The sequence below is a fragment of the Corallococcus sp. CA053C genome, assembly GCF_003611675.1.
GTDB lineage: Bacteria > Myxococcota > Myxococcia > Myxococcales > Myxococcaceae > Corallococcus.
This window is the reverse complement of sequence record NZ_RAWA01000139.1, coordinates 1-20,972: the sequence shown is the minus strand read 5'-3', so window position 1 is coordinate 20,972 and position 20,972 is coordinate 1. Positions and strand designations below refer to the sequence as shown.

Genomic DNA, 20,972 nt, shown 5'->3' with positions numbered 1-20,972 from the left:
GGGTGGGAACGTTGGGGCGGGGCGCTTCTCTTGCGAGGTCCCCATGACAATCCCTCTCCGGACGCTGTTGGCCATCCTGGTGCTCCAGCTCCTCCCCGGCTGCGAGGACACGCCCCCGCGCCCCTCCTTCGACGCGGGGACCCCGGACGCCGGCCCCTATGTCTGGGACGGCACGTACACGGAGCTCGAGGAGCACGGAGACTGGGTGGACCGGGGCCCCTTCGCGCCATGTGGCTTCGACTCGCGGGACGCGTCCGCCACCGCCTGCGAGGAGCTGCCCCGCTTCGATGTCTCGAAGTGCGACCCGGCCGCCCTCGCCATGCTCCCCCAGGAGGGCATCTATCTGGCCAACACCCGGTCCGAGCGACGCCTGGAGGACGGCGGCGTCCGGGTCTCCAGTGGCCCCGTCGGCTTCCAGCTCCGCGACGACGGTGGCACGAGCACGCTGTTCGACGAGCCGCTCCGCTTCCGCGACACGCAGGACGGGCGCTTCTCCCTCATCGGGACGAACACGCGCACCAGCCTCACCATGGCCCTGGTGGGCTGCCAGACGCCCGCGCCTGACGTCATCACCGGCTGCTTCGCCTCCTGTCGCCGGGGGACGCTGTCGCAGCACGGCACCTTCGAGGCCCACCGCGTCGCCCACCAGGCGGGCGAGCCCGAGTCCTCCGGAGGGCTGACGCTGCTCTCGGAGCGTCACGTCGCGCAGGGGCACGCCGTGGATGTCTATGTCACCCTGGGCCACGCCTACGTCGTCTCAATGCCGTACGAGGGCCGAGAAGGCGGGCTCACCGTCTTCGACGTGCGCGACCCGAAGAATCCCATCCTCACGGCGTCCATCAGCCTGCCCGGGGAAAGACTCTGGAACGGTGTCTGGGCCTGGGAAAATGCCCTCTACGTGGCCAGCAGCAGCCAGGGCGTGCTCGTCTACGACCTCTCCAACCCCGCGCAGCCTGCCTTCGTGCGAAGCCTGCCGACGGGGACCTTTGGCGCCCACACGGTGCTCGTCGACGGCGGGCGGCTCTACGCCATGGTCCCCAACACCGGCACCTACGTCTACGACGTGTCCCAGCCGCTTGCGCCCGTACTGCGCACCGTCATCACCATCCCCGGGGACTTCGACTCCGGGGGGCCGCATGACGCGTTCGTGTATGAGAACCGGCTGTACATCAGCAACGCCTTTGGCGGCTACGGCGTGATGGATGTCACCGACCTGGAGGACGTGCGGTACCTGGGCCTGTACCCGCGCCCGGACTTCGGCTTCGCGCACCACAGCGCGGTGGGGACCTTCGCCGGACGCACCCTCGCCTTCGAAGGGGGAGAGTTCCACAGCTCCCACCTGCGCGTGCTCGACGTCACCGACCCGGCGCGCATCGTGAAGCTGGGCGAGTTCCGGATGCGGCCCGTCACGTCCATCCACAACCTCATCCTGCGCGGCACCCGCCTCTACGTGGCCTGGTACCACGAGGGCCTGCGGGTGCTGGACGTGTCCAATCCCACGCGGCCCACGCAGGTGGCGCATTACAACACCTTCCGGGAGAGCGACCCGTCCCGGGGCGACAGCCTCTTCGAGGGCGTCTTCGGCGTCCGCGTCCCCGGCGACGGCCACGTGTACGTCGTGGACTCGTCGCGGGGACTGCTCGTCTTCAACGAGCTGTGACCGCGGGCAGCGGCGGCCCCGTCGTGCTCCCGCCTCGTCTTCAGAGCACCTGGCGCACGGCCTCGTCGAGCTTCGCCTTCGGCACCGCGCCGACAATCTGTTTCACCACCTTGCCGCCCTTGAAGAACAGCAGCGTGGGCATCGCCCGGATGCCGTACTGCTCCGGCGTCACCGGATGGTCGTCGACGTTGAGCTTGGCCATCTTCATCCGGCCCTTGTACTCGGATGCGAGGGATTCAATGACCGGCGCGATGACCCGGCACGGCGGGCACCACGTGGCCGTGAAATCCACCAGCACCGGCTCCGACGCGTCCAGCACCTCGCGCTGGAACTCCGCGTCTCCCAATTCAATGACGTTCCCCGCCATGTTCCATCCTCCGTGAAGGCCGCCCGTCACACCGGACCGTGCCTGGTTCACCGGAAGGATGTAATCGCGGGCAGGAGCCGGGACGAGGGCCCCGCGTGAAACGCATTGTTCCGCCAGGAGCCCCTAACCCTCCTCCCACGGGAGCGCCTCGCCGCGCTCGGACAGCAGGTCCAGGAAGGCTCGCACCTTGAGGGGGAGCTGCCGGCTGCTCGGATAGACGGCGAAGAGGGGCAGGCCCGGGGGCGTGTCCGACGCGAGCACCGGGACGAGCAGTCCCGCGCGCACGTCATCCGCCACGAGCGAGGCCGGCAGTCGCACGATGCCCAGGCCCGCGCGCGCCGCCGCCTGCCCCGCGCGAACGCTCGGCACGCGCAGGCGACCTGATACCGGCACCGTGCGCGCGGCCTTGCCCTCGCCGAAGAACCACACCTCGTCGGAGCCGGGCTCGGCCAGGAGGACGCACTCGTGGGCTTGCAGCTCCTCGGGTGACTGGGGCGTGCCGTGGCGGCTGAGGTAGGCGGGGCTCGCATAGCAGCCCGTGCGCACCCGCCCGAGCCTGCGTGCCACCAGCGACGAGTCCGCGAGCGGCCCGGTGCGCAGCGCCAGGTCGTACTCCTCCGCGACGAGATCCACGTGCGTCTGTGCGAGCGACACCTCCACGCGCAGTCGGGGTTGGCGCAGGAGGAGCTCCGCGATGACGGGCGTGAGCAGCTCGCCGAGCAGGGACAGGGTCGCGATGCGCAGCGTCCCCTGGGGCGTGCCGCGCGACTCGCTCAGCGTGGCATTCACCTCGCGGGCCTCGGCGACGAGCCGCGCGCAGTGGGCGTGGTACTCGCGGCCCGCCTCGGTGAGCCGCAGCCGCCGCGTGTTGCGCTCGAGCAGCCGGATCCCCAGTCGCTCCTCCAGGGCGGACAGCCGCCGGCTCACCGTGGACTTGCGCAGGCCCAGGCGCTCCGCCGCGGACGTGATGCCGCCCGTCGTCACCACCTCGGCGAAGAGGAGCATGTCATCCAGCAGCGGGGGACTCGAAGCCACGGGGAAAGCCTATGCGGAGGGGAGGGTGGGCGCGAGGAGACCGATTCCGCGTGGCCGGACGCCGGGAGCCGGGGTCTTCCAGGCTCGCGTGCCAAGTCACGGCGCATGGAGGCCGGTGCCCCGCCGGAGGGTGTGGCGGGAAGCGCCGGCCCGAGAAGGGGAGTTCCGGATGAAGGCGAACCGCTGGCTGTTGCTGGGGGCCCTGGGTGTGGCGCTCGGTGTCGTGGGATGTACGGGTGAGGCCGGCAACCCGCCGAATCCCCCGGCCACCGTGGATGCCGGGACGAAGGACGCGGGGCCGTCCCTTCCCCCCGACGCGGGGCCGGGCTCGCTCTGCATCGCCGAGGGCGTGACGTGCAGCAAGGACTCCGGCGCCCAGTGCTGTACGGGCCTCTGTACGGACTCGGGTGTCTGTCCGGCCCCGAGCTCCCAGTGCACCGCCGCGGGCAACGCCTGCACGAGCGGCATCGAGTGCTGCACGAACAGCTGCCTGGACGGGAAGTGCTCCTCGCTGCAGTGCCTGGACGTGGGCACCGCCTGCGCCAGCGCGGAGGCGTGCTGCACCAAGGTGTGCGGCACGGACGGCAAGTGCGCGGCGCTGCCGCCCGGCACCAGCACCAGCACCTGCAAGGTGCCGGGGCAGGCGTGCACCGGCGCGGGGGACTGCTGCTCCAACAACTGCCAGGGGGGCGTCTGCAAGCAGGCGTATTCGTGCCAGGCCAACAACGACCTCTGCATGAAGGGGGCGGATTGCTGCGGGGGTGTGTGCTCGCAGGAGAACACCGGCACGCCGGGGCGCTGCGTGACGGTCAGCGGTGGCGGCGCGGGCAACTGCCTGCAGGACGGCAACCCGTGCACGGGCTCCAGCAACTGCTGCTCGCGCACGTGCGTGGACCTGGGCTTCGGGACGACGGTGTGCCAGCCGGTGGGCGGCTGCCGCCCCACGGGGGACTACTGCACCAACGACGGCGCGTGCTGCGGCGGTGAGAAGCTGTCCAACGCGGTGGACTGCCGCGCGAGCCGCTGTGACAAGCCGAATGGCTGCAACCCGGTGGGCAACATCTGCGGCAGCGGCCAGCTGCCCGACGGCGGCATCATCGACGTGAACGCCCGCGAGGCCTGCTGCGACGGTCAGAAGGCCGTGTGCAAGGTGGACTCCTCCGGCGTGCCGCGCTGCTTCGGCGGGTGCCCCAACAACAACTGCCCGGCCGGCTGCCCCACGGGCTACACCGGCGAGGCGCCGTGCTGCATCGCGCAGGCGCAGGAGTGCCAGTTCTCCGACCAGTGCTGTGGCGGCGCGCGCTGCCTGCCCGGTGCCAATGGCGGTCTCACCTGCCAGACGGTGACGTGTGATCCGGTGGGCGCCGAGTGCAATCCGCAGAACTCGCAGTGCTGCACCGGCACCGCGTGCGTGAGCGTCTCCGAGCTCACCTATGCCTGCCGGCCCGCGCTCACGTACCCGGATGGCGGCACGGTCACCCCGGATGCGGGCACGGGCGGTACGACGGACGCGGGCACCTGCGCCGCGAACGGCAAGGCCTGCGGCTCCGGTGCGGCCTGCTGCTCCGGCATCTGCAACAGCGGCACGTGCGCGGCGCCCAGCGTCTGCCAGCCCCAGGGACAGACCTGCACGTCGCCGGCGGACTGCTGCGCCGGGCTCGGCTGCCGCATCCCGGGTGGCAGTGTCAGTGGCACCTGCGAGTCGGGGTCGACGTGCTCCGCGGCAGGCCAGGCGTGCTCGCCCACCAACCCGTGCTGCACGAACCTCCAGTGTGGGACGGCCGCGGGGGATGCGTGCGACGGGACCACGCCGTGCACGTGCTTTGGGATCATCGGCTGAGTCCCTCGTGTCATCGCGCTGCCTCCACCCCACGGCCCTGGGCGTGGAGGCAGCGCGGTGCCCGACCTCAACTCACGAGTTGAGAGGGCAGGCTGAAGGAGATCCACGGGAGGCGAGCGGCTTCGATCGCCTCCTTGACCCGCTTGTGGACCAGCACGGCGCCGGAGGACTCCGCGAGGCGGAACATCAGGGCTCCGCCCGTGCGCGTCGGGTCGATCTTCAGCGAGTCAATTGAAGCGTCAATGTGGCGCGACGCGTTCTCGGGGGCGTAGCGCGTGCCGCGTGGATCGGCCGCCGGGAGCCTCCCGATGATGTTGAGGGCCTTGTAGCCGCCCAACCGCGTCCGGCCGTCTTCGCTGACGAGCACCACGTCATATGCGTCGATGTTCGAGACGCCGGCTGCCTTGAGGACGTCGAAGAGCGCGTTGCTGACGATGGGCGGGGTGCCGAACCAATGCAGGGGCGCAGCGGCCTCGTAGCCGGTCAAGATCTCCACTTCGATGGGCTCGCCCGGTGCGGCCATGAAGCGCCGGCCGAGCGCCCAGCCCTCGTCGTCATTCGGATCAGGCAGCGAGTACAGCAGCATGCCGCGCGGGTTCGCGCGCCCGATGACGAAGTACTCGGCGGAATCGTCGGGGGGCGTGCTCATGCGGAATCTCCGTCAACAAGGCCGCTGTGCGCGGGGAAGCACAGTGTGGCACCTACGGGAGGATGAAGTCCCGGGGACGCAGGGGCTCGGGCTGGGGCTCTCCCAGGGCCTCCAGCAGGTTGATCTCCGCCGTGCGGACCATGGCGAGCAGCGGCAGGTCGTTGGGTGCTTCCCCGAAGGGCTCCTCCAACTCGTCGCTCAAGAGGTCCAGGCCGAAGAAGGTGTAGGCAATCATCGCCGAGAGCACGGGCGCGAACCAACCCATCGCCTCGGCGAGCCCGAAGGGCAGCAGCAGGCAGAAGAGGTACGCGGTGCGGTGCAGGAGCACCGTGTAGGCGAAGGGCAGCGGGGTGAGGCGGATCCGCTCGCAGGCGGTGAACACGCTCATCATGGCGTGCACCCGCTCGTTCAATGCGCCCCACGTGATGTCGGTGAGCCGGCCCTCCCGGAGCAGTCTGGCCAGCTCGACCTGATGCTCACGCAGGAGGGCGTTCGGACGATTGCCGCTGGTCAGCACGCGCGCGCGTTCGGACTCCGGGACGAAGCGGGAGATGTCCTCCGCGGCGTCGTGTCCCCGCAGGTGCGCGGCGAGCGCATGCGCGAAGGCGATGCTGCGGTGCACGAGCCTCCGCGCCGCCTGCCGACCCGCGACGGGCAGGTCGGCGTGCCCGTCGTCCAGCAGCGCGATGGCCGCGTGGGTGAACGCGCGCAGCTCGATGATGAGGGCGCCCCACTGCTTGCGCGCCTCCCACCACCGGTCGTAGCAGGCGTTGTTCCGGAACCCGAGGAAGATGGAGAGCGCGATGCCCAGCAGGGACAGGGGCGCGGGCGAGGTGACCGGGAGCCGCAGGTATCCCTGCTTGAGCGTCAGGACGACGAGGCAGGCGAGCGCCGCGATGCCCAGCACGTGAGGCAGGACGCGCGGCAGGATGGTGCCGCGCACGACGAAGAGCAGACGGAAGAAGCCAGGACGGGGACGGACGATCACGAGCGGAACCTCGTGCTCCAAATCCCCGCGGGCCGCAAGCGCGTCGTACGCCCCGTAGCAGCGAGCCACGCGCCGGGTTCAGCGGGTTGCACGGGCGGCTGAAGGGCGTCCCATCTGGACTGGTGACGGGTGGTTGCTATGGTCCAGGTCCTATGCGGAAGTCCCTACCTGGGAAGTGGTTGTTGCTCAGCGCGTTGCTCGCTGGAGCCGCGCTGGCGGAGGGCCGTGAGCCGCTCGGCATCCGGACGCTCTTCCTGTCGGACCATCCTGATGCCGCGCCTCAACGTGTCTACGTGAAAGGGCAGGTGGTGACGACCCTTCGCTTCGAGCAAGCGGTGGATGCGGCACGGACGCGTCTGGTGGGAGGGGAAGGCCGGTTCGAGCCCGTGGGCATCGTCGGTCGGAAGGTCATCCTGGAGCCTCGTCAGGACCTGGATTCGGAGGAGGGATTTTCCCTGATGGTGACCCTGTCCGACGGACGTGAAGTGCCTTTCCTCCTTCGCCCCGCTGGGCACCGGGGCGGACGGAGTGCGGACCAGCAACTCGATGTCTTCGAAGATCGCGTGAGCTGCGAAGCCCTGGGGGCCGCGCTTCGCGACGCGGAAATGGAGAACAAGACCTTGCGCGCCGACAACGAGCGGCTCCGCAAGGAAGAAGGTTCCGAGGACCATGCGCTGGCGGCACTCCTTGCGGCAGGCGCCGTGGCCCAGACGCCCTTCGTGCTCGCGGACCACTTCTCCGGGAAGGACGAAGGCGCGGCGTTGGATGGATCGCTCTTCCGGGGAAGCGGCAAGGCCGCGGTCGTCTTCAAGGTGAAGAACCTCGATGCCACCCACCCCTGGAGCGTGAAGTCCGTGCGTCTGGTGGGACTCTCGGACGCGAGGGAACGCGCCGTGGCGCTGCGGTCATCGTCGGCGGTCATCGAGCCAGGAACATCCGGCGTGCTGGCGCTGGTCGTGGATGCAAGCGCGTTCCTGGACGAAGGCACGCTGACGTCCCTGTTCCTGGAGGTGTACCGGCAGGACGGGCTTCGGCAGGCGATGGTTCAACTGGATCCGGACCTGATCGGAAAGTAAGAGCGACCGGATGAACTCCCGTGAATGCGCGTTCCTGGGGTGTGTAGGACTGCTGGGATTGTCGTTGGGCTGTGCCACGACACCTGGCGAGGTCCGACTCCGCGCCGACGGCACGCCCCTGTCAGAGAAGTGCCCGGAGAAGTCGCTGGAGGTCATGAGGTATCTGCAGCTCTTCGTGGGGGAGGCTGCCTGGGTCCAGTTGGATGCGAACCAGAGCCGTGCTCGCACCATCACGCTCTACGACGGTCCCATTGAAAGCGTGCTGGACGAGGACATCGGGACCCTGGAGGCACCGGCCCGGCTCTATGGGCGCGTCTGGACTGGCGGGGCGCAGCCGGTCATCCGCTACTACGCGGCCAAGCGCATGCGGGGTGGGGACACCGTGCCCATCTGCGCGGTGGCGCGGCTCGGGTTCGGACAGCTGCGCAAGCTGCCAGAATCCAAGCCGGGAACCGCCGTCCTCGATTCATCACGTGCCGGTGTCTACATCGTGGATGAGTTCCGATGACGCGATGAGCGCGAGGTTGCGCGGGGACAGGCGCGGATCGAAGAGCTGGAGGAGCTCGACCTGGAAGCCCAGCTCCTCCAGGAGGAGCGCGCGATCCAGCAGCAGCACGACCTCCAACGCCCTCGCGAAGCGGTCCCTCAGCAGATGGCAGAGCAAGAGTTCCCGCGTCTCGGCGCGAACGGACACCTCGAAGGCATCCAGCTCTGCGTCCGTCATGACGGCATCAAGGCCCAGGCGCTCCAGGCGGTCGCGCGCGTAGACGGCGAAGCGTCCGGCATAGAGCGTCCGGGACGCATCCCCGGCCCTCACGAAGCCTCGCTCGGGAAAGCGCTGCCTCGACAGGAGATCAAACGCGAAGCGCCACGCGTACACGCGCTTCATCCGCGCAAACTCCTCCTCGGTCTTGTGCTGCCGTCCCCGCGTCGTCAGCGCCAGGGCATGCGGGGTGAAGGGCAGCGGATGCGCGCCCCCGAAGCGGGAGACGGGGTAATCCCGCGGGGCCTCCAGCTTGTCGTAGCAGCAGCCGATGTTCAGGACGAAGCCCGCCCCCTCGCTCTTGCGGAGCTGCGTGAGGGCGAGCGGCCCGCAGGTGTGCAGACCGATGGACGCCCGGTCCCGGCCGGAGAAGAGCGGATCGATCCGCGGTTGAGGCCCGTCCTCGACGGAGGCCTGGATGAAACACAGGGTGTCCCCGCCCGGGGGGTGGGTTTTCGTCAGCCACCGCCGGCCCTTGTCCTGCAGCGCGGCGTCCCGGTCGATGCTGTGGAAGGTCCACCCGAACGTCCGCGCACAGAGGCGGGCCAGATGTCCCATGCCGCCGCCGATATCGACCGCCTGGTGGATGAAGCGCGTTCTGGGCGCGAGCAGGGCGAGCACCCGCTCAAGCTCGTGGGTCTTCTTGGCGCTGAGTCCCTGCGTCTCCGCGACCGTCAGCGCGTGAACGCCCTCGTGCCAGGGCAGCGCCGTCAGCTCCTGCAGCGCGCCCAGGAGCGCGCCCAGGGACGGAGGCGGGACGCCCACGAGCACCCCCTGGTCCAGCTGCCGCTCGCCTGCTTCATCGAGCGACCGGGCATAGGCCCGCCAGTCCTCGGGCCAGGCGGCGCCGGACCCGGGCCAGCCCTGGAGGATGGAGCGGGACCAGAGCGGGGACCAGGGCTGGAGTTGGTGCGTGAGCGCCGCGAGTCGCGCCTGGAAGTCCATGGCGGCGCATCCTATGCGCCGCCGCTCCGGTGGGTTTCAGTTCTCAGCCAGACTGAACTGGGTCACGCGGCCATCCGGGATGATGCTCACCTTGTAGCGCCAGGTCGCCGTCCCGAACTTCACCAGGTACGTGTAGACGCGGTCATCGCCCAGCACCTCGCGCTTCGCCAGGACGAGCGGCCCCGCCGGCCCCAGGTCCTGCACCAGGTCCTGGTAGTACGGCACGGCCTCCGGGAAGAACCAGCTCGGGAGGTACGCGAAATCCGTCGGATCCAGCGTCCCGTTCCGGAGCTGTTCGAGCATCGCCGTGAACCGCGCCGTCATCGCCGGCTCCCGGTCGGGAACGGGCGCCAGGGGCGGCACCGCGAGCGCGGGGTTCACGATGGCCGCGATCCCGTCCGCGAACGTCGTGGGGTTCGCGGTGTTGGAATTGAGCAACACCACGATGGACAATTCGTCCCCGAGGAAACGGGAGTAGACGCAGACGAAGCCCTGCCAGCCACCGGTGTGCTGATGCAGCGGCTGGCCCGCGCGCTCCTGGAGCATCCAGCCAAAGCCATACGGATAGGAGGCCCCGCTGTTGAGCTTCACGGGGGTGAGGATCTGCTGCCAGCTCCCCCGGCCCAGGATGGCCCGCTGGTCCACGGCGGCGTCCCAGGCCAGCACGTCCTTCAAGGAGAAGTAGAGCGAACCGTCCGCGTTGCGATTCAACGACGGCGAAACCCACTCCTGGTTCTTCACCACGCCGTTGACCACGCTGTAGCCGGCCGCGCGGTTCGGGATGACGTCCTCTTCACTGATGCCTCGCGCGGACGTCATGTGCGCGGGCCGGAAGACCTGCGACCCCAGGACGTTGACGTAGGAGGTGCCCGCGACCTGGTTCACCAGGATGCCCAGCAGGACGTAGCCGGTGTTGCTGTAGTACCAGCGCAGGCCGGCGGGGAACTGGAGGGGGCGCCCATAGGCGATCTGCAAATAGTCCGCGTCGGTGTAGTCCTTCCGGAGGTCGAGCACGTCGTAGATGTCGCCGACGCCGGAGGTGTGCGTCAGCAGGTGACGCACCGTGATGGGCCGCCACGTCGCGGGCGCGTCAGGGAAGTACTTCGTGATGCTGTCGGACAGCGCCACCCTGCCGGCCTCCACCTGGAGCATCACCGCCATCGCGGTGAACATCTTCCCCACGGAGCCGGATTGGAAGAGGGTGTCCGTCTCCACGGGGACCTGGTGCTCCAGGTTCGCGAACCCATACCCTTTCGACAGCACGACCCGCCCGTGACTCACGACACCCACGGCGAGACCGGGCACGCCCTGCCGTTTCTGCTCCGCGCGCACGAAGGCTTCAATCCGCTCGCGCAGCGAATCATGCGCGGCGGCGGGACCCCCCAGGAGCAGGCCCACGAGAAGGACAGCCACGACTGCGATGGATTTCGACGGGTTGCGCATAGGGGCTCCCTGCGCCCGGAAGAGGGCTTCTTCCAGGAGTCCCCGGCCGCGCAAACGATGCATGCGCCCGGCCGCGCACCGCGACGTCACCGGACGGGGGGCCCTGTCGGTGCTGGTGCAGGCACGCCCTTCCAGGTGCAGGTGTGGCAGGCCCTGAGGCACGTGCCACCCGCACGTCGGACTATTCGTGGACGGCCGCGGACGCGGGCCCACGCAGCGATACGCGTTGCTCCAAGGCATCGATCGCGGCCTGCACGGCGTCCTTGTACGCCGTGTACTTGGAGGCTTCGTAGCGTCCCCGCGCCCGTCTGATGCGGAAGTCTCGCGTGAGCACGCCCTCGGCCAGTCGGGACGACAGTTTCCACTCCGCATGGTCCGTGGTGCCGGAGCGCTCCTCCAGGTCTTGCGCCGTGACGTCCTGACCCGCGGGCACCTCGAAATGGGTCACGCTCTCGATGACGAGCGGCGTCCTCATTTCAAATGGAGAGTCGCGTCGCTCCGTCTCCCGGAGGCTGAGGAAGTTGTGCTCCCAGGGCGAGGGCAGTTGACCCACGATACCGCCGCCCGCGGAGGCGAAGCGGCCCCGCACGACGTATTCGATTTTCAAGGTCAGCGGGCGCTCGGGCTCATCCAGGTCGGGGACCTCCAGGGTGGTGACGCTCACGCCTGCCCGGGAGCCTCCCATCAGGGTGGCCATCAGCTCCGCGCGCTCGGAGGGCTCCTGGCTGGAGAGGTAGTAGCGCACGGCGGAGGCATGGCCTCCCGTCAGCGTCACCTGCTCCTTCACGCGCAGCGTCGTCCCCTGGAGGCGGACGTGGCGTTCGGCGCGGACGTGGCTCAGGGAGGACACGGGAATGCGCACGAGCCGGGACTTCGCGCCCTCCAGCACCAACGCTTCCCGGCCGCCCAACCCCACCTCCCCGCTGCTCATGGGCGCGATGGATTTGTCCGTCACATCCACGAAGGTGCCCCCGCCCACCGTCGGCAGGTAGACGACCATGTGGTCGAACTGGTCCAACGATGGCGCGTCCGCGACGATGGGGCCGCCCGTCCGCACGAGCGCCAGTTGCGAGGCAATCCCGGCGGCGCCGAGCAACTGGTGCAGCAGGAGGGAGTGGTCCTTGCAATCGCCGGTGCGGTTGCTGAGGATTTCGTCCACCGCATGCGGAATGCGGGCCCGGGCGCCGAAGAGGATGCCTCGATAGGTCAGGCTCTTCTGGACCCACCGGGCCAGCGCGGCGGCACGCGTCGCCTCATCCCTGGCCGTCCCACCCTCCCTGGCGGCCAGTGCTTTCACGCTGGACGCTGGCGCGAGCTGCGCGGCAATGGACTTCAGGTAGTCGGTTCCCTCGGCCTCCCACGTCGTGCCGACGGGGGCAATCCACGCCATGGGCAGGTACTCCTGGTAGTCGGGCTGCATGCCCTCCTCGCGGTAGATGGCGGGCTGCTCGACGACAAAGGTCCAGGCATCGGGCGCCTGGACGGGCTTGATGCCGGGCGAGGCTCGCCACTGCATCGCGTCCACGTCGCCGCGGACGTAGAGCACGGCGCGTGACGTGGGAATGCTCGCGAAGAAGTCATGTTCGAGGAAGTGCATGGACCGCGGCGGCGTGAGGTCGCGCCGGGTGACCACCACGTCCACGGTGTGCCCGGGCTTCAGGCCTGGCACGGGCACCACCAGGGTGCGGCGCTGGGTGCCCTGCTGCGCGGAGGCCTTGTCGGAGACGTAGCAGTCCTCCACCTTGCCCCTGGCCACCACGCGATCCCTCTCATCCCGGACTTCCACCCGGTTGACGAAGATCTCCTCGGACAGCGGGTTGAGTTCGAACTCGAAGGTGTTGTAGCGCTCCACGCCCGCTGTGTTGTGCACCTGGACCCGGCGCAGGTCGGTGGTGCGCAACTCCTTTCCCTTCACGAAGGAGATGGCGGTGGCCCGCAGGAGGTACTGGCCATTGTGGCCCGACGCCTCGGCGGGCTTGCCCTTCCGGACAAGCAGGTCCGGCGGCAGCGCGACCTCCTCGATGGGCGTCTTGAGCACGGAGTTCACCCCCTGGCCCAGCATGCCGGACACATGCTCGAGAAACTGGCGCGTGTCCGCGGAAGAGGGCTCCAGTTCGAGCGCCTTCTCCAGGGAGGACTTGGCCTCCGCATGGCGCTTGAGTGCGTACTCCGCGCGGGCCCGGACCTGGTAGCTCTTGGGGGACTGCGCTGACTTGCTCACCATCTCCTCGGCGACTTCCAGGGCGAGCTTGGGCTTCTTGGCCTCCAACCACGTGTCCGCCAGGGCTTCGGACAACTCCAGGGTGTAGCCCTCGCGCTTCTGCCGCTGACGCAGGATGGCGGCGGCCTGCGCGGGGACGCCCTTCTGCCGCAGGATGCCCGCATGCATGAGCGTGGCGTTCGTCGAGTCGGCTCGCGTCCGGTATTGCTGGATGACCTGGAGCGCCTGCGCGACACGGCCCTTCTCCTGGAGCAGCGAGAGATACCGGCCCAGGTGGGTCTCGTTGGTGAAGCGGGATGGAAAAATCGAGGCGTAGGCTTGAAACCCCTCGGTCTCACGGCCGCTGCGCACGAGCAGGTAGGCCCGCCAGGAATCCAGCCGCAGCTCCCCCCGGAACCGTTTCGCGTGGGCGTTGATGAGCGCGAGCCCCTCCGCGTACTGCCCTGCGTTGCCGTACCCGGCCGCGGCGTTGATGAGCAGCACCGGGTTTCCGGGCTCCAGTTCGAAGGCGCGCTTGAACCAGGGGAGCGCCGCGGCGAAGTCCTCCCGGTCGTTGTAGTACAGCGCGATCTTGCTGAAGGCCCTCGCGTGGGTCGTCGAGGAGGCCTTGCCTGGCGCCGCGGAGCGGGGCGCTGTCGAGGGGGCGCTGAGCTTGACGGCATCCAGCGCCGAGCGGACCCGGGTGCCGAGTGCGGGCTGGTTCTTGGCCCACCATCCGGCGAGCAGGTACGCCATGTCCCCGTCCCGGAACACGCGCAGCTCGTACTCGTCGACCCCTCCGTCTTCGTTCGAGTCCTCGTAGGTGAAGGCCCGGCCAGAGAGCTTGCCCGTGGTGACCTCGCGGGCATTGCGGACCGTGGCTTCGCGGGGGTCGGCGCCGAGGACGCTCAGCAGGCCGTAGTCCAGGGCGTCCGGAGAGGGCTCCTCACCGAAGAGCCAGAGGGGGACGACGACCATGCTGGTGTTGTCACCGGTCGCGCCGAAGTCCGCTTCGGGAAACTCCTTCGCGAGGTGGGTGGGCCGTTCCCAGAACCGCCCGTCCAATTCGACGGAGTATCCATACTCCGTGGAGTGTCCCGTCAGGGGGCTCACGGCCGCGGCGGAGGGGGCGGCCTTGCGCTGGGGATCCACCAGGGAGAAACGCGAGAACAGGCGGTCCGCCTCCTCGAAGACGTCCTTCTCGTCCTTCGTGCTTCCCCACACCATGAGCTGATAGGCGTGCTCTTCGTGCGTGTAGACCCAGTGCACGTAGCTCAGCGGCATCTGCCCATGATGGCCGCGGGAGCGCAGGCGGATGCCCTTGAGCTCACCGACGGCATGGGGTTCGCGCGACAGTTTTTCGACCGCGCCCAGGCCGCTCTCCAGGTTGGCGGTCACGATGTCCGCGAGCAGCTCGGTGCTCTCCCCCCCGGCAGGGGGCTCCCCGTCCGGAAACTTCTCCGGAATGATGATGAAGAACATCTGGGTCTTGCCACCCCGCGCCATGGCGAATCTTGCCAGCGGGTTGAGCCGTTGGGCGTTCATCGTCATCCAGGGCTTGCCTGGATGCTGGATGGCGAAGTTGAACTCCTCGTCGCGGATGCCTTCATCGGGCTTCTCCGCCCGGAGCTCCGCCGGGACTTCATTCTGGCGTGAGAGGGCGCTGAAGAAGCCAAAGCCCATGCCGCCCAGGAGGAGGACCGAGAGCGCGGCGGCCCACCCTGCGTGCGTGCGTCCCTTCAGACGCCGTTCCTTGTCGGAGCGCAGCTCCATCAGGCTGGTGACGGCGAGGAACAGTCCCAGCAGCAGGAGGACGAACGCGACCAGCGGCACCAGGACGTCCGCGAAAGGAACGTCGATCACGGACTTGAGCAGGCGTGAGACGAACATCACCAGCGCGGCGATCTCCACGGCCACCAGCGAATAGATCGCCTTGCGGTTCGTGGAGGCTTCCTGAAGCGCCTCCCGGTGTTTGAAGAGGCCGAAGAGGATGAGGATGATCCAGATGAGATTGCTGGGGGACAGACCAGGATCCGTCGCCGCGGCGAAGAGCAGGGTGGGCATATGAGGATGGACCGCAGCCTATCAGGCGCGGCGCTTGCCATTCCATATCCCTGGATTCACAAATGACGACGCGCGGATTTTAAAGCGCGCAATTCATTGCCTTCCGGAATAGTCAATGCCCCGGCCCCGGGGGAGGACTTCCCCCGGGGCCGGGCACTGCTTCACACCTCAGGGCGCGCAGGCCGCCTTCAGTAGGTCGCCTTCAGCGTCACACCGGCGTAGTCCGTGAAGCCCTTGATCATCACGTGGTAGACGCCCGCCGTGGGGTAGCTGATGAGGCACGACTCCGTGTTGCCTCCAGTCAGTGGGCGGCAGTCGAAGACGTAATCCTCGGGCTTCGAGCCCTGGCGGACGTACAGGTCCGCGTCGCCCGTGCCGAACATCGTCTGCACGAGCAGCGAGGTCTTCCCGGCCGGCACGGTGATCGTCCAGTAGCGGTACGAGTCCTTCGCGCCCGACAGGCCAGTCACCGGGGCGTTGTTCACCAGGATGCCGGTGCCGGGGTTGGGGTTCCCGCCGTCGGTGACATACGCGCCGCGAAGGGAGGCGTTGTTGAGCGTCTGGGACGAACCCGCGTTGTACACGCGCACGTGCCAGGTGCCCGCCGCGGGTGAGTTGACGGTGCACGACTGGTTGTTGTTGACGACGCCGCCCATCGCGCCGATGCAGTCATAGGACGCCAGGGTGGGGGAGCTGCCGCGCTTCGCGTAGAGGTGCGCGGTGCTGCCGTCTGCGCCGGAGGTGCTGAACTTGACGCTCGTGGCCCCCGCCGGGATTTCGAGCGTGTAGTCGCAGGAGAAGGTCCCGGGAGGCGCGCTCACGCCGTAGGTGGGCGAGTTGGTGGTGAGCGGGCTGGTGGTGGTGCAGCCCGGCTGGCCGGTGGTCAGGGTGTAGGTGGCCGTGAGGGTCGCGCCGGAGAACTCGCGATAGCCATACATCCGGGCGTAGTAGATGCCGGGCGACGTCACGTCGAGGGCGCAGCTCTCGTCATTGGAGGCGCCGGACGACTTGCAGTCCTTCGTCGCTTCCGTGGGGGTGGCTCCCCGGAGCACGTACAGGTCACCGTCGCCGCTGCCCCCATGGGTGACGAACTCCACGCGGGTGGCACCCGTGGGCACGGAGAGCTTGTAGATGCAGGACCAGGTGCCCTCGGCCGTGCCCACGCCGGACGCGGGCACGCCGTTGCTCAGCGTGGTGGTGCTGGTGCAGTCGGCGGCCAGGGCCTGGAACCGCACCTCCGGCGGCGGGCCCTTCTGCGCCACCGGGGCCTGTTCAACGGTCTCTTCCGCTATACTTGTCATCACATCGGGCTACAGTCGCTACTTCAGCGTGACGTTGGAGGGGCGCGTGCGCCTGCTCGACCTGGGCACCCACCTGTACCTCCTCATCCCGCTGCTCGACGACGAGCACTGCTGGGTCGGCGACGCGAATGTGCACTTCGCCTCGCTGCCCGCCAGCACCTTCCGCGACCATGACCACCGCTTCGAGTGGACTCGCGCCGAGTTCGAGGCGTGGGCGACCGCAATGTGCAACCGGTTCGGCTACCATGTGCGCTTGATCCCCGTTGGGGATTTGGATGTGGCGGTCGGAGCACCAAACCAGATGGGGGTCTTCGAGCAATGAACGTCCACATCCCGGAACTGTCGCTCGTCGTGCTCATCGGGCCCTGGGGGGCGGGGAAGACGACCTTCGCGCGCCGTCACTTCAAGCCCACGGAGATCCTCTCCTCAGATACGTACCGGGGCGTCGTGTCCGATGAGGACAACAGCGAGGGGGCGACGAAGGACGCCTTCGACGCGTTGCGTTTTGTCGCGGCGAAGCGGCTAGCGCGTGGCCTGCTCACCGTGGTGGACGCCACCAACGTCGAGCCCGAGTTGCGCAGGACATTCGTGGAACTAGCGCGCGAGTACCACGTGCTGCCAGTTGCGCTGGTGCTGGACGTGCCGGAGCACACCTGCATCGAACGCAACCAGCAGCGGCCGGAGCGCGCTGCCAGCTTCCGCTTTGTGCGCGATCAAGTCTCCCAGTTGCACTGCTCGCTGCGTGGCCTGAAGGGCGAGGGTTTCCAACACATTCACGTCCTCAAGCCGGACGTCATCGACACTGTGGTGGTGGAACGCCAGCCACTCTGGAGTAACCTCAAGCACGAGCGCGGACCGTTCGACATCATCGGCGACGTCCACGGCTGCCGGGAGGAACTGGAGGCCCTGCTCACGAAGCTGGGCTACGGGGTGCGGCCGCGCGTGGATGGCGCCCCGGGCTTCGACGTGAGCGCGCCCCAGGGACGCCGGGCCGTTTTCCTAGGCGACTTAGTGGACCGGGGCCCCGACATCCCAGGAGTGCTGCGGCTGGTGATGGGCATGGTGGAGGCCGGCACAGCGCTGTGTGTGCCGGGCAACCACGAGGTAAAGCTCTTGCGCAAGCTGCGCAGTGGCAAGGTCGCCGTGTCCCGCAGCATGACCCAGACGATGGAGCAACTAGAGCGCGAACCGCCGGAGTTCCACCAGCGGGTGGCGAAGTTCATCGAGGGGCTGGTGCCTCACTACGTGCTAGATGACGGACGACTGGTGGTGGCGCACGCGGGCATGAAAGAGGCCATGCAAGGCCGGGGCTCCGCCAGCGTACGGGCCTTCGCGCTGTACGGAGAGACCTCTGGCGAGACGTACGAGTACGGCCTTCCGGTGCGGTTCAACTGGGCCGACGAGTATCGTGGCCACGCAGCGGTGGTGTACGGCCACTCGCCCGTCCTGAAGGCCGAATGGGTGAACAACACGCTGTGCGTGGACACCGGATGCGTCTACGGAGGGCAGCTCTCAGCGTTGCGCTACCCGGAGCGCGAAGTGGTCTCCGTGCCCGCCCTGCGCGCCTACTGCCAGGCAGTGAATCCGCCGGGTCCACAGGTTGCCCATCCGGGCTCAGCGGAACCTGTCAACGTGAATGAGACAGTGAAACTGAGAGATTAGTGCGCAGCCCCCTGTGAGTTGGGGAGGAGCGCGGGATTGTTGATCCAGACGGCGTTCGGAAGGGCCTGGAGCTTCGGAGGGCCGTGGGAGAAGCGCTCGGGGTGCGCGGCGAAGGCGGCGGCGAGGACGGTAGCACGGGCCGCGAGGCGCGCCTCCGCCAGGCCGTGGTGGACGTCGTGAGGGGTGAGCAGCCCCAGCCCCGCGTGGTGGTGCTCCTCGTTGTACCAGCGGAAGAAGTCGCCGCAGTAGCCGCGGGCGTCCTCAAGGCAGCCGAAGACGCGGGGGAAGTCGGGCCGGTACTTTCCGCGTCTTGAAGTGGGCCTCACTGAAGGGATTGTCATTGGAGACATGGGGCCGGGAGTGCGTCTTCGTCACGCCGAGGTCCGCCATCAGCAGGGCCACGGGCTTGGACGTCATGGAGGAGCCGCGGTCGGCGTGAATCGTCAGCTGGCCGGGCACCACGCCCTGTCGCTCGCAGGTTTGTGCCAGGAGCTTCTGGGCGAGCGCGGCCGACTCGCGGTGCGCCACCAGCCAGCCGACGACGGAGCGGCTGAAGACATCCATGACGACGTAGAGGTAGAAGTACGTCCACTTCGCCGGGCCGTGCAGCTTGGTGATATCCCAACTCCAGAGTTCATTCGGCGTCGTCGCGTGCACCTGGGGCACCGGGTGGTTGGGGTGGCGCAACTGGTTGCGGCGCTCGTGCACCTCCTGGTTCTCGGCCAGCACCCGGTACAGCGTGCGCTCCGAGCACAGGTAGCGTCCTTCATCGAGCAACTGCGCGTAGATTTCCGCGGGCGCCGCATCCACGAATCTCGGCTCATGCAGCACGGTGAGCACCTCGGCCCGCTGCTCAGGGGGCAAGGCCCGGGGCTGACGGCGTCCACGGGCCGGCCCCTGCTTCGGCCGCAGCCTCCGGTAGAAGGTGGCTCGTGGCAGGCCCATCACCTGGCACACCGGCGCGATGCCCAGCGCGCCCACGGCCTCTCGTGCCGCGGCAATCAGGGCTCCTCGTCTTGCTTGGGCAGTTCCACTCCCAGGGTTTCCGATACGTTTTGGAGGTCCAGCAGGGCCTCGGCGCGTTTGAGCCGCGCCTGGGAGCGGGCCAATTCCTTCTCCAACTCGGCGATTCTCCGGGCACCGGGCTCGGCCACCTTCGCCGGGGGGCCTCGCTTGGAGGGTGCCCGTGCCGCCAGTCCTCCGGCCTCGCGTTGGCGTCGCCACACGCTCAAGAGCGAGGAGTACAGCCCCTCGCGGCGCAGCAGCGCGCCCACTTCACCGGGCTTCGTGCACCGGTCCGCTTCCTCGAGGATGCGCCGCTTGTCCTCCGCCGTGAAGCGACGACGCTTCGCCTTCTCCACCACCTCGGTCTCCCCAACCCGAGCCTCTTTCACCACCGGATTCATCGTCCCTGCCTGGGTCGCCCTGCACACTAAACTGCTGGGTACGAACTGTCTCATTCACGTTGGCAGAGAGGGTAGCGCACGACGCATCCGAAATCTGGGAGGAGTGGGGAACGGGCTGGGCCTCCCTTGACTGCGAGCTGATGCCCCGGTTACTCAAGGCTAATGAAGTTTTGCGCGACCAGTACGCTACGATGGGCGCGGCATCACTCGCGACTCCTTCGGATGTGTTAGCTATGCTAGGACAGGTGCCGACGCGCACCAACAGGGCACTATTTTTGAGGTGAGCATTCACCATGGCCGTCTCACGACAAATTGTCCAATGCCAAGTCTGTGAAACCCTTACGATCATCCGCATCCAGATTGGCTATTTAGAACAGCACCCGCTCAGGGTCCCTTGTGGCTCATGCGGAATCCTCATTTCGGGCACCGCCTTCATCAATCAAGATAAGATTGACTTCAGGGTCGAGTACCAGAACGCAACTCAGGTCCCGGGAGACACGGGCGATTTTCACATAGAGGCCTCCCCCGAATTTCTGACCGAGAAGCTCAAGAAGCTTGAGAAGGGGGGAGTTCCTATTTTCATGAGCCCATTCATGATCGCTCTCTCCGGGCTGGGGCATGAGGGGTATGAGGCATTCCGTCACAGCACAATCCGGTTCAGCCATCTCGTGCGCGAGGACTGGCCACGATTGCGGCGTATCAACGAACTGTGGCTTGGAAGGAAGCTCCCGCTCTTGGCCAAGGAGGTGGCAGGGCTCCTTCCTGTAGAGCAGTTCCCGATGAAAAACGAACTGCAGTGCCTCATGGCCATCAGGAGATTGAACCTGTTTTTCCTGCAGTCCGTATTGGACAGCAAGCGGTTCGAATCGACTTGCGACCTGATCTTCGGTGAGCAGAAAAACTCCACGACCGCGAAAATTTCACAACTCACTGAGCTTGCCGAAAATCTAGATAAACGAGGAGTGCTCCACCGCTTCGATGAGCGAATCCTGTTGGTGTTTGGCCAATTCGTCGACCGTTTCAACTACATGATACCCGCGCTCGGCCTGAGGTTCTACAAAACCCTCGATCCGGACATTCTTGTGCAGCGAGGAATCACGACGACTTCCTTCGAGGACTTGAAACAGTTTTTCGTTGACAGCTATGAACTCGCTGCTGACCTCCTGACGCTTCTGGTGGGCTGGAATAACGTCAGCGTGCGGGGATCCTGGAATCAGATGTTTCCGAAACGGAAGGACGTCCAGACACTTGACCAGTTCGAGGACAAGCCCAAAGGCATCCGGATCCAACAGTTCCTGACCGGAGCCGAGGCTTTCGATTCCCTCGTGAAGCCCCAGCTGGACGTTCCTCTTCGTAATGCGATTGCCCATGGAACCTATCGCTACGACGGTGTATCACAGCAAATTACCTATTATCCCAGTGGGCATGAAACCGAATCAGACAAACAAAGCATCTACTTGATATGTTTCGTCAGGAAATGTCTTGATCAATTCGACTCCATCCACTCGCTCTATGAGTTGCTCTATCAGACCCGGAAACTCCTATTCCTGAAGGCTGGTCAGGTCCCCGTCCC

At 67.5% G+C, this 20,972-nt stretch carries 16 protein-coding genes and 1 pseudogene; 8 read left to right on the top strand and 9 right to left on the bottom strand.

The annotated features are described in order from the left end of the window. Positions 1–43: 43 nt before the first annotated feature. The gene (locus D7V97_RS19640; protein ID WP_120612183.1) at positions 44–1,660 is read left to right on the top strand and encodes an LVIVD repeat-containing protein; all 1,617 of its coding nucleotides are present in this window, start codon (positions 44–46) and stop codon (positions 1,658–1,660) included. A 40-nt stretch (positions 1,661–1,700) separates the two neighbouring features. Here D7V97_RS19640 and trxA read toward each other — a convergent pair whose 3' ends face one another. Then, positions 1,701–2,027: a thioredoxin gene (trxA, locus tag D7V97_RS19635; protein ID WP_120612182.1), complete on the bottom strand. Its 327-nt coding sequence runs from the start codon at positions 2,025–2,027 to the stop codon at positions 1,701–1,703. A gap of 123 nt (positions 2,028–2,150) precedes the next feature. Next, positions 2,151–3,062 carry a LysR family transcriptional regulator gene (locus D7V97_RS19630; RefSeq protein WP_120612181.1) on the bottom strand — a complete coding sequence of 304 codons (912 nt, stop codon included), beginning with the start codon at positions 3,060–3,062 and terminating at the stop codon, positions 2,151–2,153. Between the two features lie 169 nt (positions 3,063–3,231). Between D7V97_RS19630 and D7V97_RS19625 the strand changes: the two genes are divergently transcribed. Further along, the gene (locus tag D7V97_RS19625) at positions 3,232–4,902 is read left to right on the top strand and encodes a hypothetical protein (protein WP_120612180.1); all 1,671 of its coding nucleotides are present in this window, start codon (positions 3,232–3,234) and stop codon (positions 4,900–4,902) included. 67 nt (positions 4,903–4,969) lie between these two features. On the opposite strand, the gene D7V97_RS19620 is transcribed toward D7V97_RS19625, so the two are convergent. Both D7V97_RS19620 and D7V97_RS19615 read right to left on the bottom strand, forming a co-directional pair. Beyond that, complete coding sequence (locus D7V97_RS19620; protein ID WP_120612179.1) at positions 4,970–5,551, bottom strand: hypothetical protein; 582 nt, start codon at positions 5,549–5,551, stop codon at positions 4,970–4,972. Between the two features lie 52 nt (positions 5,552–5,603). Next, complete coding sequence (locus tag D7V97_RS19615; RefSeq protein ID WP_120612185.1) at positions 5,604–6,539, bottom strand: bestrophin family protein; 936 nt, start codon at positions 6,537–6,539, stop codon at positions 5,604–5,606. A gap of 182 nt (positions 6,540–6,721) precedes the next feature. On the opposite strand from D7V97_RS19615, the gene D7V97_RS19610 reads away from it, so the two are divergent. Further along, complete coding sequence (locus tag D7V97_RS19610; protein ID WP_233582990.1) at positions 6,722–7,615, top strand: DUF2381 family protein; 894 nt, start codon at positions 6,722–6,724, stop codon at positions 7,613–7,615. Between the two features lie 10 nt (positions 7,616–7,625). Continuing rightward, positions 7,626–8,123 carry a hypothetical protein gene (locus D7V97_RS19605; RefSeq protein ID WP_120612177.1) on the top strand — a complete coding sequence of 166 codons (498 nt, stop codon included), beginning with the start codon at positions 7,626–7,628 and terminating at the stop codon, positions 8,121–8,123. On the opposite strand, the gene D7V97_RS19600 is transcribed toward D7V97_RS19605, so the two are convergent. From D7V97_RS19600 to D7V97_RS19585, 4 genes are all read right to left on the bottom strand, one after another. Continuing rightward, positions 8,085–9,323, bottom strand: a complete 1,239-nt coding sequence (locus D7V97_RS19600; RefSeq protein WP_120612176.1) for a methyltransferase — start codon at positions 9,321–9,323, stop codon at positions 8,085–8,087. The two genes, D7V97_RS19605 and D7V97_RS19600, sit on opposite strands and share 39 nt — an antisense overlap. Positions 9,324–9,359: 36 nt before the next feature. After that, entirely contained in the window at positions 9,360–10,736 is a 1,377-nt protein-coding gene (locus tag D7V97_RS19595; protein WP_233582989.1) for a serine hydrolase, read from the bottom strand. 211 nt (positions 10,737–10,947) lie between these two features. Further along, positions 10,948–15,030 carry a DUF3857 and transglutaminase domain-containing protein gene (locus D7V97_RS19590; RefSeq protein ID WP_120612174.1) on the bottom strand — a complete coding sequence of 1,361 codons (4,083 nt, stop codon included), beginning with the start codon at positions 15,028–15,030 and terminating at the stop codon, positions 10,948–10,950. A gap of 188 nt (positions 15,031–15,218) precedes the next feature. Continuing rightward, positions 15,219–16,292 (bottom strand): PPC domain-containing protein, encoded by a 1,074-nt coding sequence (locus tag D7V97_RS19585; protein WP_158623406.1) that lies wholly within the window; start codon positions 16,290–16,292, stop codon positions 15,219–15,221. Between D7V97_RS19585 and D7V97_RS46515 the strand changes: the two genes are divergently transcribed. Together D7V97_RS46515 and D7V97_RS19575 are read left to right on the top strand one after the other, a co-directional pair. Further along, positions 16,174–16,653 carry a hypothetical protein gene (locus D7V97_RS46515; protein WP_255424818.1) on the top strand — a complete coding sequence of 160 codons (480 nt, stop codon included), beginning with the start codon at positions 16,174–16,176 and terminating at the stop codon, positions 16,651–16,653. The two genes, D7V97_RS19585 and D7V97_RS46515, sit on opposite strands and share 119 nt — an antisense overlap. Continuing rightward, entirely contained in the window at positions 16,650–17,993 is a 1,344-nt protein-coding gene (locus D7V97_RS19575; protein ID WP_233582987.1) for an AAA family ATPase, read from the top strand. Before D7V97_RS46515 ends, D7V97_RS19575 begins: the two co-directional genes overlap by 4 nt. On the opposite strand, the pseudogene D7V97_RS19570 reads toward D7V97_RS19575, so the two are convergent. Next, a pseudogene (locus D7V97_RS19570) lies at positions 17,990–19,399 on the bottom strand (IS3 family transposase). The gene D7V97_RS19575 and the pseudogene D7V97_RS19570 overlap by 4 nt on opposite strands. 59 nt (positions 19,400–19,458) lie before the next feature. On the opposite strand from D7V97_RS19570, the gene D7V97_RS19565 reads away from it, so the two are divergent. After that, positions 19,459–19,683 (top strand): hypothetical protein, encoded by a 225-nt coding sequence (locus D7V97_RS19565; RefSeq protein WP_233582985.1) that lies wholly within the window; start codon positions 19,459–19,461, stop codon positions 19,681–19,683. 9 nt (positions 19,684–19,692) lie between these two features. After that, positions 19,693–20,972: hypothetical protein (locus D7V97_RS19560; protein WP_120612171.1), on the top strand; the 1,280-nt coding region annotated here is incomplete at its 3' end.